We start from the raw sequence: 11845 nt of genomic DNA, 5'->3' as shown, positions 1-11845 counted from the left end.
ATGCAGCTGGAAGCGGCCATTAAAACAGGGAACTCCAAGCAGGCTGAATACAGAGCGAAGTTTTATAACGATAAAGCTTTGACTGTTCAACCGGCCGAGAATATCAGTATGTTTACTGTGTTTAATGGCGGTTCGTCCCGCTTATTTCTAAAAGCATAATGGGAAGGTCCTTTTACGTCAAGGGGCGGCGGATGATCACTGGGGAACATGACAGGAGGTTTTAAAATGGGGCATTACATTCAAACGGAAGAGCATGTGACATTATTTGTGGAAGATATCGGTTCGGGCCGGCCGATTGTCTTTTTGCATGGCTGGCCGTTGAATCATCAGATGTATGAGTATCAAATGAATGAGCTGCCGAAAAAAGGCTTCCGTTTTATCGGCATCGACTTTAGAGGCTACGGAAAATCTGACCGCCCGTGGACCGGCTATGATTATGACACGATGGCAGATGATGTAAAGGCTGTCATATACACCTTGCAGCTTGAAGATGCCGTGCTCGCCGGATTTTCAATGGGGGGAGCCATCGCCATCCGTTACATGTCGAGGCACGATGAAGCAGATATTAAGAAGCTGATTCTGATGGGAGCCGCAGCGCCTGCGTTTACAAAACGGCCGTATTACCCGTATGGCTTCTTGAAAAAAGACGTCGACGACTTGATTGTCCAATTCAGAAATGACCGACCGAAAGCACTTGCAGATTTCGGGCAATTATTTTTTGAAAAGCATATCTCGCCGGAATTCAGGCAATGGTTTCAGGAGCTGAATTTGAATGCTTCCCCCTATGGCACGATTCATTCCGCTATAGCTTTAAGAGACGAGGATTTAAGAAAAGAGCTCGGAGACATTAAGGTGCCGACTCTCATTATGCACGGCGTCAAGGATAAGGTATGTCCGTTTGATTTCGCCAGAGAAATGAAGCGCGGCATCAAACAAGCCAAATTAATTCCGTTTGAAGAAAGCGGCCATGGGGTCTTTTTTGACGAGAAAGAAAAATTAAATAATGAAATCATGCGGTTTTCAAGGTAAAGCGCGAAAAAACCCGATGTAAGGATTCGGGTTCTTTTCACACGTTTATATGATTCCTTTAGTATGCAGTTCATTAATGATCAAGTCTGCTGCATCCGCAATGGATATTTTATCTGATTCAATCGTCAGATCAGGCGAAAGCGGAGCTTCATAAGGAGAGTCGATTCCCGTGAAATGTTTGATTTCTCCGCTCCTCGCTTTTTTGTAAAGCCCTTTAGGATCGCGTTCTTCGCAAATATTCAGGGGGCATTTGATATAAATTTCAAAAAATTCTTCTCGAGGAAATTTCTCTTTAACCATCTTTCGGTCTTCTCTGAATGGAGAGATAAAAGCCGTTAGGATAATCTGGCCGCTATCTACAAAGAGCTTTGCGACCTCTCCGATCCGCCGGATGTTTTCTACTCTGTCTTCGGCACGGAAGCCAAGGTCTTGGTTCAAACCGTGCCGGATGTTGTCACCGTCGAGCACGTAGCTTTGAATGCCTCGTTCATACAGCTTTTCATCAACCGCATTGGCCATCACGGATTTGCCTGAGCCTGATAAGCCGGTAAACCAAAGAACACAGCTTTTGTGCCGATTTAACTTTTGCCTGTCAGCCTTCATCACAGCCGTGGGGTGCCAGACGATATGCTGGTTATTGCTCATGATGGACCTCCGTTATATGCTGGATGGCAATCGGCTTTTGGTGCAGACCTTTCATCAGGACATTGGCAACTTCCGGCCTGCTGAATTCTTTAGGGAGCTTTTTGCCTTGGCGCAGCAGTTCTCTTACTTTTGTTCCGGATAAGTGAATGTGGTCTCTCGCGCTGTGGGGGCAAGTTTTAGAGGTGCCCATGTTTCCGCATTTTCGGCAATAAAAGCTATGCTCGAAGAACATCGGCTTTATGCCCAGCTCCTCTTCAGTAAATGATTGGAATATCTGTTGCGCGTCATACGTGCCGTAGTAGCTGCCGACACCCGCGTGATCGCGGCCGACGATAAAATGTGTACACCCGTAATTTTTTCGGACGAGGGCATGGAAAATGGCTTCGCGCGGCCCAGCATAACGCATAGCCGCCGGGAATACCGATAACATCACGCGGTCTTTTGGATAATAATGGTCAAGCAATACTTGATAGCTCTCCATCCTGATATCACTTGGTATATCATCTGCTTTTGTTTCTCCGACAAGCGGATGAAGCAGCAAGCCATCTGTTATTTCTAACGCCGATTTTTGGATATATTCGTGCGCTCTGTGAACGGGGTTGCGGGTTTGGAAGCCGACGATGGTTTTCCAGCCTAGTTTATCAAACGCGGCCCTTGTATCGGCCGGGGTGCAATAGAACTGTTCAAACGCTTTTTCAGGCAGGCGGCTTGCGGTGATAGGACCGCCGATATAAGTGCCGGGCCGCTCCAGCAATTTTTTAACGCCTGGGTGAGCGGGGTCATCCGTTTGGAAAACAGACAGAGCTTCCTGAATCTTATCCGGCTGATAGATATCGGTAACGGTCAGGGTTCCATAAATAACTGTATCTTTCACCAATGTAATCTTATCGCCAATGGACACCTGCTTTGCGGTTTCTTCATTGACAGGCAGCGTGACCGGCAAACTCCATGGCAGACCGTCTGCCAAACGCATTTCTTTCACAACAGATTGGTAGTCTTTCTCCCCTAGAAATCCTGATAACGGACTATACCCTCCAATGGCGATCAGCTCAAGGTCGCTTAATGCCAGCTGATCAAGCTCAGCTTCGCATACACAATCCTCAAAAGAGCATTTACGATCCAACCGGTTTATTAAAATGCCTCCATGAGGCTCATTTACATTCACTTGGTAAAACCTCCATCTTTTAAGGTTCATTTTGAGTATTTCTGTATGAGTTAGATTACTCCAGATGCAATCCGCACTCCGTTTTTTCGCGCCCGGCCCATCTTCCCGCTCTTTCATCATGCGGATTGGAAGAAGGCAATGTACACATTTCACAGCCTATGCTCGGGTAATTTTGATCGTGCAGCTTGTTGTACGGCAGATCGTTGAGCTGAATGTAATTCCACACGTCATTCCATGTCCAGTGAATAAGAGGGCAGATTTTAATTAATTTAAATTTTTGGTCTCTGTTGATGAATTTGACATGTTTTCTTGCGGATGATTGTTCCCGTCGCAGCCCTGAAATCCATGCATCCATTCCCGATAGATGTTTTTGCAAAGGCTCGATTTTTCGCATTTGGCAGCACAAATTCGGATTGTGTTTCCACAGCTCGCTGCCATATGTCTTTTCCTGGTCCTCTACACTCAGATCGGGCTCGAGAAGCTGAATGATAAACCCGGGATATTTGTTTTTGGCTGTTTCAATGAGTTCGTACGTTTCTTTAAAATGCAGTCCTGTATCCAAAAAAATAATGTGCGCATTTTTATTGATCTTAGAGATCAAATCAAGAAGCACCATTCCCTCAGCGCCGAAACTGCAGGCATATACGATCTGATTCCCATAAGTCCGGAAAGCCCATTTCAGAACATCAAGTTCGTCGATGAGCTTTGCCGTTATATCATTTGCAGCCGTGTCACTCCATGTTTCATAGGTGATGTGTTCACGCAACTTTATTCCCTCCGCTCCTGAAACGCTTCGTTTGTTCTCTGAACTATAGATTAAGTTATAGGCAGACTATTCACCTTCTCCTTAAATGTTCTTGGTTTTTACTACATATCTTTCATAGATTGGCAGGGAGGAGCGGAACCAATAGGCGGTTTAATGAATATACTTTTTTGACTTGACCGCAATGTTTATTGCCTGAAGGAGGGGTAGGATGCCGGTTACGATTTATCAGGGAAATGATTATTCGCCCGCTCCGGCAGACATCAATATCGTAATTGATGTGATCAGAGCATTCACCGTCGCCCATTATGCTTTTATCGGAGGGGCGAAGAAGATTCTATTAGTCAGAACAACGAAAGAAGCATTTCATCTAAAAAAAACATACCCGGATTATCTATTAACGGGGGAGGTGAAAGGCGTCGGGATCAAAGGATTTGATTTAGATAACTCTCCTAAACGCGCGGCGGGACATGATATGGCGGGGAAGACGCTCATTCAAAAAACAACTAACGGCGTAAACGCGGCATTGCATGCATTACAGGCGGAACACATTCTGGTCACCGGTTTTTCGAATGCTAAAACAACGGCGGAATATACCGCTGCACTTAGCCGCCGGCAAAAAGAGCCCGTGATCAACATCATAGCTTCCCACCCGACAGGTGATGATGATATGGCCTGCGCCGAATATATCAAAGGCATCATTGAAGGCAACCAGACGATCGCACCCGCTGAAGCCGTTATGAGAATCAAAAACTCTCATGTTGCCGAGAAGTTTTTCGATCGTGAGAATCCTTTGTTTGATCCGGACGATATCACTTATTGTATAAAAGAAATACCGGGCCATTTTGTGATGAAAATCAATCCGAAAAAAGAAGTACCAATGATTGAGAGGGTTATAATATGAATCATTTCACGCTTGATTTGCCATTGAGAACAATTAAACCGAGAAAAACCGGCCTGACCATTTTAATTGATAATGGCTATCCACTGCATTTTTTTAAAGATTCAATCGAAGGAGCGGCCGATTATATTGATTTTGTCAAATTCGGCTGGGGGACATCTTTGATTACGAAAGATTTGGAGGAGAAGATTAGCTGCCTGAAAGAGAATGACGTGAAATACTTCTTCGGAGGCACACTATTTGAAAAATATGCGAGCCAGAAAAAGGTCGATGAATTTTATCGGTACTGTACATCATACGGCTGTGAGTATATTGAAATATCAAACGGAACAATCCCGATAACCAATAAAGAAAAAGCGGCATACATTACAGATTTCTCGTGTGAATTTAATGTATTCAGTGAAGTGGGAAGCAAGGATAACGTGATATCTAATCAGCAAGGGTCGGAAGAGTGGATCGAATCTATTTTCGAAGATATAGAAGCCGGTTCTGAAAAAGTCATAACGGAAGCAAGAGAGAGCGGAACAGGAGGCCTGTGCTCCAGTAATGGGGATATCCGGTTTCAGATAACTGATGATATCTTATCTTCCGGAATTGATATCAACAACCTGATTTTTGAAGCCCCAAATAAAACGCTTCAAACAGGCTTTATCCAAAAAGCCGGTCCTAATGTAAACATGGCCAATATTTCATTTCAAGATGTGATTTCTTTAGAAACCTTGCGGCTGGGATTGCGATCCGATACTTTCTATCTGTAAAAGAAGCGGCTTAAGGGCTCTCGTTTCAGAAGGGAGAGCCTTTAGAGCCTTGCATTATCATTTTTTACGGTACATAGGCGTCAAGAGAGGAAGGGAGGCAAAACGGATTTGATAGATTACATCAATCACTCTTGTGGAAATTAATTGGCAAATAAGCGCTTGGAGCACGATGGCCCAGGCAATAATAGAAGCGGTAATCAAAAAGATCACACAATTTATGGCTAATAGAATATTGCCGGGATTCCCTCCGCGGTAGATGGAAATCATGAGCGCGAGGGCGCCAAAACCCCCGTTGGAAATTTTGTATTTGTATAAAAGGCCGATGCCAAGCCCTAATAAAAGAGACCCGCCTGCCAAATCAAGCCAAAGATTTGCGGCTACATCGGGAAAGGCGGAATCGAAAATCAATACCGAGACAGAGGTGACTGTAATAGAGGCAAGGGTTCCGACAAACGTTCTCATCTCCAGCCATTTCAGGGCGGTGAAAAGCATGGACACATTCACAGCCCAAACCGAAATACCGTGCGGAATATGAAACAAATAGTTGAATAAAACGGCAACGCCAGCCGCTCCTCCTGAAGGGATGTCATGAGGGAATAAAAACAAGGACATGCCAAGCCCTTGTAAAACGCCTCCTGCAAGAATCATACATATCATTTTTACTTTCATGAGCCGCTCCTTTGAAAAAGACTCGTCCGTTGTTTATATTTTATGAGGCTGTCCTTTTATTATGTCAAAATAAAAGAGGTTCAGCCTAATAGGAGGTTCAGCCTAATAGGCTGAACCGTCCCATGTATAATGATTGATCAAGTCCATATTGATTTCTGTGCCGATGCCCGTTCCGGCAGGGATATCAATCGTTCCGTTTGCAGGCTGAAGGGGCACAAGATCTGTAAAAGGATTGTCCATCACATCCCATTCAAGCGGTTCAATCTGATTGTGCTCCATTTTTGACCAAGGCGGCAGGCAGGCTTGTGAAAATAATGCATATAGCCTCGAAAGTGCACCGTCATAGGCGTGAGGGGAAACCCTGGCGCCGAAGTGACGGGCGAGCTGCAGACAATCGCGAAACTCGTCAATTCCATTCACGTGCATGACATCTGGCTGAATGATATCAAAGCCGCGCTGGGAAAGAAGAGGAACAAATTGCTTCGCGCCTTTTATATTTTCGCCTCCTGCAAGAGGGACAGAGAGGCGGCTTCTGAGCAGAGCATTATCTTGTATGTGATCAAGAGGCACAGGCTCCTCAAGCCAAAGAATATTCGTCCATTGTGAAAAATAGCGCTCCCACAGTAAAGCGGTTGCCGCATCATAGCTTTGGTTGGCATCCAATATAATAGAGACTGAATCGCCGCATGCATGCTGAAGCGCTTTGATATGGGCGGCATCCTCTTCAAACGATTTGCCGCCTATTTTTACTTTTATTTGTTTAAACCCTTTTTTCAGCATTGCTTCAGTATGAAGAAGAGAACTGCTGATCCACTGCTGATGATCGGAATATGACTGGAAAGATGCGTATACAGGTATTTGCCGCCTGTAGCTACCTCCCCATAATTCACATACGGAACAATTGGCTGCCTTTGCCGCTATCTCGGTTAACGCCATACTCACAGCTGATGCCGCTCGCTGATGCCACTTTTTTACGGTGCGAACCAAAGGCAGCCGGCAGACGGCCTGTTTTCCAAGAAGGTAAGGGATAATACGGTTGGTAAATCCGACATGTAAAGCGGGCAGCCAATCTACGCATTCGCCCCAGCCATCTATCCCGGAGTCAGTAATGATTCTGATGAGATAACACGTCCGATATTGCTTATATCCATTTGCATCTCCATAGGGCTCTTCCAAGCGGTGGAAAAGCGGGAATGTTTCAATGCGTTCGATTTTCAAAGCTCTGTCGCTACCTTTCTTCAGCGGGCTGCAGACGTTCACTTGACATATGCGGCTTTTCTTTCTCTTTGGTTTCTTCTTCATTTTGATTTACATGAACGAGAAGCAGCACGAGAATGCCGACAGCCAGTGTTAAGCCGGCGATGCTTAAAAACATGCCGGGTCTTGACCATTCCATTAAGCGTCCGAAAATAGGAGGTCCGATCGCGACACCTAAAAACCGAACCGATCCGTATAATGACGTCACAAATCCTCTTCGGTCTTTCCCGACAGCTCCGGTGATGAAGCTGTTGATACAAGGCAGCACAAGCCCGGTGCCGACACTGCTGATGACAAGGATGCTGATAAAAAGAACCAATTGTTCAAAAAAAGATAGCGTGGCATAAGAAATAGTCATGAGCGCCAAACCAAGAACAATCAGCTTTTTCATTAAGGATTGCTTTTGTCCGATTTTACTTCCGGTAATATATGAAGTCACGCACATGACCAATAGCGGAATGGCCAGAATCAGCCCTTTTTTTACGCCGTCCGTATCATAGGTTTTCTCCAGTACATCCGAAAAGTAAAATAAGATCCCGAATAGGGTAAATAAACAGGTTGCTCCCGCCAAATATGCGGTGAAAAGCCATCTGCCCTCTTGTTTAAATACGCTTAATAATCCTTTTGCGTATTTTCCTATCGTTGGCGGCTCCTCCTCTTTTTTCTTCTCTTTAATAAAAATCCACGTCAGCAGAATAGAAAGAGCGCAAAATGCAGGGAATGCAAAAAAAGCTCCATACCAGACTAGTAAGGCTATGAGAGAGCCGATAATGGGTGAAAGGACTTTTCCCATTCCGTTTGACGCTTCGACGATTCCGAGCACTTTGCTTTCCTGCGCCCCTTTAAACAGATCCGCCGACAGGGCCATAGCGATCGGGCCTGTCCCTGCGGCGCCGAGTCCCTGGAGGGCGCGTCCCGCCATGATTAAAGGAAACGATTGATGGAAAAAACCGGCGATTAATCCGCCTATCCCGTACAGAAATAAGCAAGGAATAATAATTTTCTTGCGGGAAAAACGATCTGCGAGGTAGCCGACAACCGGTATAAAAATGGCTGCGGTTATTGAAAAAACCGTTATGACAAGACTGACTTGAAATTGAGATAAATGAAGTTCGGATTTCATTTGCGGTAATATCGGGATTAACATGGAATTACCCAGTGTTAAAATGAGCGGTATAGAACCGATTGCCACAATAGTCATCACATTAGGTTGTTTTGTTTGTGCCACCAAGGCTCACTCCTTTTCTTGCTTAGAATGTCCTTGATGTATCGGTTTATTCAGAAAAACTTAGCGCTCTCTCATATGTAAAAAACCGAATACGGATTGGACCGTATTCGGGCATTTATCATGTATGTTTGAATCAGCCGAGTCCTTGTGACGTAACGGCGACTAAGTGTCCGTTTCGTTTCGGAAAAGAGCTCTTTCGAAGAACCATCAGCGGCGATTCAGTATCTCGTACAAACCCCATGGCCGCCAGATCAGGATCGATACAGCGGTATTCTCCGGAAATATCAATCCGAATCCGTCCTTGCTTCCCATCCGCAAGCTTACTGATTAACAGAGCCGCACATTCTCTGGAAGGCGCGATTAACGGCCCTATTCTCAAGCTGTCCGGCGTCTGGCGGGAAAGTCCATAGCCGACAATTCTGCCATCCTTGTTTTTGGCGACGGTACATTCTAAACAGCCGGAAAACGAGCTGCTGAAGCAGGTGTTCTCTGCCTGTGCCGAATGCCGCCCGGTCTGTTTTTGTTAATGCTTGAAAATCCTTTGTCTGAAAAGGTGCAATGTCTATATCAGAATCCGCTGTGTGAGGCAAAAAGCCGTCACACACATACTTATAAATGGAACTGATTTGCTGAAATCCGGCTTTTTGATAAAGCGGCAGGCCTTGCTCGGTGGCGACAAGCATAATCGGAATGGTATCGTTTAGTTCGCCGATGCATGCCTCCACCATTTTCTTGCCGAGACCGGCCCCTCTGAATTCTTTTTGTACGATCACAAGGCCAAGCGAAGCAAAAGACCCGTATGGAAAAATGCCGGAGCAAGAAAGAAGAGTTCCCTCGCTGTCCTTATAACCAAAAAGGCGTCCATTTTGCAGCAAAAGCCCCAGCTCCCGCTCATCATAACCCGGCCAGCCTGCGTGCCGGCACAATGCGGACAGGCCAGGCACATCTTTTTCTGTTAAAACGGAAAGCGCAGCATCACTCATTGGCATCATTATCACCGTCTTACTTGAGTTTTTTATACATGACAATATGAGGTCCGATACCAGGGAGATCAAATGGATCACCAGTATCCTTCCAGCCAAGCTTTTCGTAGTACCCTTGCACGTGGCATCTGGCGTTGCACCATACCGTTTTTGCCCCCATATCGGCAAGCTTCTGTTCAGCCTGAGTGACAAGCGTGCTTCCGGCTCTCTGCTTGCGGTATCCGGCAAGCGTCGCCATTCCACGCATCTGATAGGATGGGGAAGCTTCAATCAAGGGATGATCTTGGCGGTAAAAAGAAGCTATACTGATCAGCGTTCCGTCAAAAAAAGCGCCGAGGTGAAAGCTGCCTTCCGCTTTGTCTTGTTCATATTTACATTGTTCAATCGTTTGGTGCGGACGCAAGATCATATGCCTGATTTCATAAGTATCTTCTGCTGAAATGTCTTTGACAAGAATCATGATATCCTCCTTTTACTAATGGTTTGAAGAGAAGGGGAGACACCTCTTTATATTATCACCTGTCATCCATAAAGAGGAGGGCAGCCTGATTTATTCAGGCTGCCCTTTTCACGTTTAGTGCAAAAACACATTCTCGCGCTTTTCGTCTTTTTTCTGAATATAGGAGGTAAGCTCCGCCGTTAAGTCAGACCGGAGGAAAGGCGTGATCAGATAAATTCCGTTAAACAGCTCACATGCCGTATCGAGAAGAGAGCGGGCGATGGCGAGGCCTTCCGCTTTTTGTTTTTGCTTATCTTCACCGGCAAGCGCCATTTTCTCGCGAATGGAATCCGACAGTTTGATGCCGGGAATTTCATGATGAATAAATTCGGCGTTGCGGCTGCTGGTTAACGGCATAATGCCAATGTAAACAGGCGTCTTGAGATGCTTGGTTTCGTTATGGATGTCGACAAGCTGCTGCTCTGAGTAGACTGGCTGTGAGATAAAATAATCGGCGCCGCAATCGATTTTTTTCTCAAGCCGTTTCACCGCTTTGTCAAGATGGCGGACGTTGGGATTAAACGCCCCGGCGACAGAAAAATTGGTCTTTCTGCCGAGCGGTTTCCCCGATAAGGAAAGTCCTTCATTGAATTGCTTGATCAGCCTGATTAAATCAAAGGATGTTAGATCATAAACAGATGTGGCCCCCGGAAAATCACCGATTTTAGAAGGATCGCCTGTAACCGCCAAAATATCGTTTAAGCCTAAAGTGTCGAGCCCCATTAAATGTGACTGCAAGCCGATAATATTTCGGTCTCTGCATGTTATATGAACGAGAGATCTGATATCCAGCTGCTGCTTCAAAAGCGCTCCGCAGGCGACATTGCTGATTCTCGGCGTCGCAAGTGAGTTATCCGCAAGCGTCAGCGCCTCTATTCCGGCATCTTTTAATTCGCTTGCAGCGGAAAGGAATTTCTCAAAGTTCAACTTTTTCGGCGGATCAAGCTCTACGATTATGGACCTTTTTTGAGAGGCGATTTCATCTAATCCCGGCTCGGTCCGCTCGTGCTGAATGGAGATGGTTTCCTGCGCTCTGACTTTCACTTCTTTTTCCGTAATAGGCTCAAGGCCGCCGACTGCATCTGCCATGGCCCGAATGTGGCTCGGGGTTGTGCCGCAGCAGCCTCCGATAATCCGTGCGCCCTGTTTTCGGAATTCAATGGCGCTGTTTTGGAAATACGTATCATCTGTTTCATACACAAGTCGTCCTTCTTCTAGGGATGGCAGGGAGCTGTTAGGATAAACGGATAAAAACGCATCATCAAAAATCGGCACCTCGGTGAGCGCTTCAATCATATGATAAGGGCCGAGCCGGCAGTTAATGCCCGTCACATCAGCACCAAGACCGACAAGCGATCGAAGAGCTTCCGATAGAGGCGTTCCGTCTTGAAGCACGCCTTGTTCATGCATCGACACATTCAGGACGATCGGCAAATCCGTTTCCTTTCTTGCAATTTTTAAGACTTCCTGTGCTTCTTCAAGATCATAATAGGTTTCCAAAAGGAGTCCGTCCGGCTCTTCGTGCAGCAAAAGATAAAGCTGTTCCCGAAAGCTTCTTTTAATATCCTCAAGGCTGTAAGCATTTTTGTTAAAGGTGCGGATGCCGCCCATCGTCCCGAGCACATACGCTCCGCCAGACGAGGCACGCGCGATTTTGACTGCTTCTTTATTAATTTTTTTCGTTTCATCTTCAAGTCCGTGCCGGGATAATTTGATATAGTTGGCCCCGTATGTATTGGTTTGAATAATATGTGCGCCCGCCTGAACATACGCTTCATGAATTCGTTTGATCTCCTCCGGCTTTGACACATTTAATTCTTCAAAGCATCTGTCAATGCCATATGAATAAAGAAGCGTTCCCATAGCGCCGTCTCCGATTAATACCTGATGTTTCAAATCTTCTAAAAGTCCCATTGTCTGCCTCCTTCATAACATTCAGCAAGGAAAA

14 protein-coding genes are annotated in these 11845 nt (G+C 45.7%); 4 read left to right on the top strand and 10 right to left on the bottom strand.

From position 1 onward, the window contains the following. Both GXP75_RS04105 and GXP75_RS04100 read left to right on the top strand, forming a co-directional pair. Positions 1 to 159 (top strand): hypothetical protein, encoded by a 159-nt coding sequence (locus GXP75_RS04105; protein WP_214918020.1) that lies wholly within the window; start codon positions 1 to 3, stop codon positions 157 to 159. Positions 160 to 225: 66 nt separating this feature from the next. Continuing rightward, positions 226 to 1029, top strand: a complete 804-nt coding sequence (locus GXP75_RS04100) for an alpha/beta fold hydrolase (protein WP_242556181.1) — start codon at positions 226 to 228, stop codon at positions 1027 to 1029. A 45-nt stretch (positions 1030 to 1074) separates the two neighbouring features. Here GXP75_RS04100 and cysC read toward each other — a convergent pair whose 3' ends face one another. Genes cysC through GXP75_RS04085 form a run of 3 tightly spaced genes read right to left on the bottom strand, consistent with a single transcriptional unit; the run spans position 1075 to position 3605 of the window. Further along, positions 1075 to 1674 (bottom strand): adenylyl-sulfate kinase, encoded by a 600-nt coding sequence (cysC, locus tag GXP75_RS04095; protein ID WP_242556180.1) that lies wholly within the window; start codon positions 1672 to 1674, stop codon positions 1075 to 1077. Continuing rightward, positions 1664 to 2839 (bottom strand): sulfate adenylyltransferase, encoded by a 1176-nt coding sequence (sat, locus tag GXP75_RS04090; RefSeq protein ID WP_242556179.1) that lies wholly within the window; start codon positions 2837 to 2839, stop codon positions 1664 to 1666. The genes cysC and sat overlap by 11 nt, the downstream gene beginning before the upstream one ends. Before the next feature lie 55 nt (positions 2840 to 2894). Next, the gene (locus GXP75_RS04085; RefSeq protein WP_242556178.1) at positions 2895 to 3605 is read right to left on the bottom strand and encodes a phosphoadenylyl-sulfate reductase; all 711 of its coding nucleotides are present in this window, start codon (positions 3603 to 3605) and stop codon (positions 2895 to 2897) included. Positions 3606 to 3813: 208 nt separating this feature from the next. On the opposite strand from GXP75_RS04085, the gene GXP75_RS04080 reads away from it, so the two are divergent. Both GXP75_RS04080 and GXP75_RS04075 read left to right on the top strand, forming a co-directional pair. After that, positions 3814 to 4506, top strand: coding sequence for a 2-phosphosulfolactate phosphatase (locus GXP75_RS04080; RefSeq protein WP_242556177.1), 693 nt, complete (start codon positions 3814 to 3816; stop codon positions 4504 to 4506). Next, entirely contained in the window at positions 4503 to 5261 is a 759-nt protein-coding gene (locus GXP75_RS04075; protein ID WP_214918003.1) for a phosphosulfolactate synthase, read from the top strand. Before GXP75_RS04080 ends, GXP75_RS04075 begins: the two co-directional genes overlap by 4 nt. A 57-nt stretch (positions 5262 to 5318) precedes the next feature. Here GXP75_RS04075 and GXP75_RS04070 read toward each other — a convergent pair whose 3' ends face one another. The 7 genes from GXP75_RS04070 to GXP75_RS04040 all read right to left on the bottom strand — a co-directional run bounded on the left by GXP75_RS04070 (position 5319) and on the right by GXP75_RS04040 (position 11811). After that, entirely contained in the window at positions 5319 to 5930 is a 612-nt protein-coding gene (locus GXP75_RS04070) for a YitT family protein (RefSeq protein ID WP_150223645.1), read from the bottom strand. Between the two features lie 102 nt (positions 5931 to 6032). After that, the gene (locus GXP75_RS04065; RefSeq protein ID WP_214917997.1) at positions 6033 to 7148 is read right to left on the bottom strand and encodes a mandelate racemase/muconate lactonizing enzyme family protein; all 1116 of its coding nucleotides are present in this window, start codon (positions 7146 to 7148) and stop codon (positions 6033 to 6035) included. A gap of 10 nt (positions 7149 to 7158) precedes the next feature. Continuing rightward, positions 7159 to 8388 carry an MFS transporter gene (locus tag GXP75_RS04060; RefSeq protein WP_251008442.1) on the bottom strand — a complete coding sequence of 410 codons (1230 nt, stop codon included), beginning with the start codon at positions 8386 to 8388 and terminating at the stop codon, positions 7159 to 7161. Positions 8389 to 8548: 160 nt separating this feature from the next. Continuing rightward, positions 8549 to 8833, bottom strand: a complete 285-nt coding sequence (locus GXP75_RS04055; protein WP_242556282.1) for a GNAT family N-acetyltransferase — start codon at positions 8831 to 8833, stop codon at positions 8549 to 8551. Then, entirely contained in the window at positions 8736 to 9404 is a 669-nt protein-coding gene (locus tag GXP75_RS04050; RefSeq protein WP_242556176.1) for a GNAT family N-acetyltransferase, read from the bottom strand. Before GXP75_RS04050 ends, GXP75_RS04055 begins: the two co-directional genes overlap by 98 nt. A 13-nt stretch (positions 9405 to 9417) precedes the next feature. Beyond that, on the bottom strand, positions 9418 to 9858 hold the full coding sequence (locus GXP75_RS04045) for a GNAT family N-acetyltransferase (RefSeq protein ID WP_242556175.1): 441 nt from the start codon (positions 9856 to 9858) through the stop codon (positions 9418 to 9420). A gap of 114 nt (positions 9859 to 9972) precedes the next feature. Next, positions 9973 to 11811, bottom strand: a complete 1839-nt coding sequence (locus GXP75_RS04040) for a bifunctional homocysteine S-methyltransferase/methylenetetrahydrofolate reductase (protein ID WP_242556174.1) — start codon at positions 11809 to 11811, stop codon at positions 9973 to 9975. Between the last annotated feature and the right edge of the window lie 34 nt (positions 11812 to 11845).

It is taken from the genome of Bacillus sp. HU-1818, from assembly GCF_022695965.1.
Taxonomy (GTDB): Bacteria; Bacillota; Bacilli; order Bacillales; family Bacillaceae; genus Bacillus; species Bacillus atrophaeus.
This window is presented reverse-complemented; position numbering and strand designations above follow the sequence as displayed.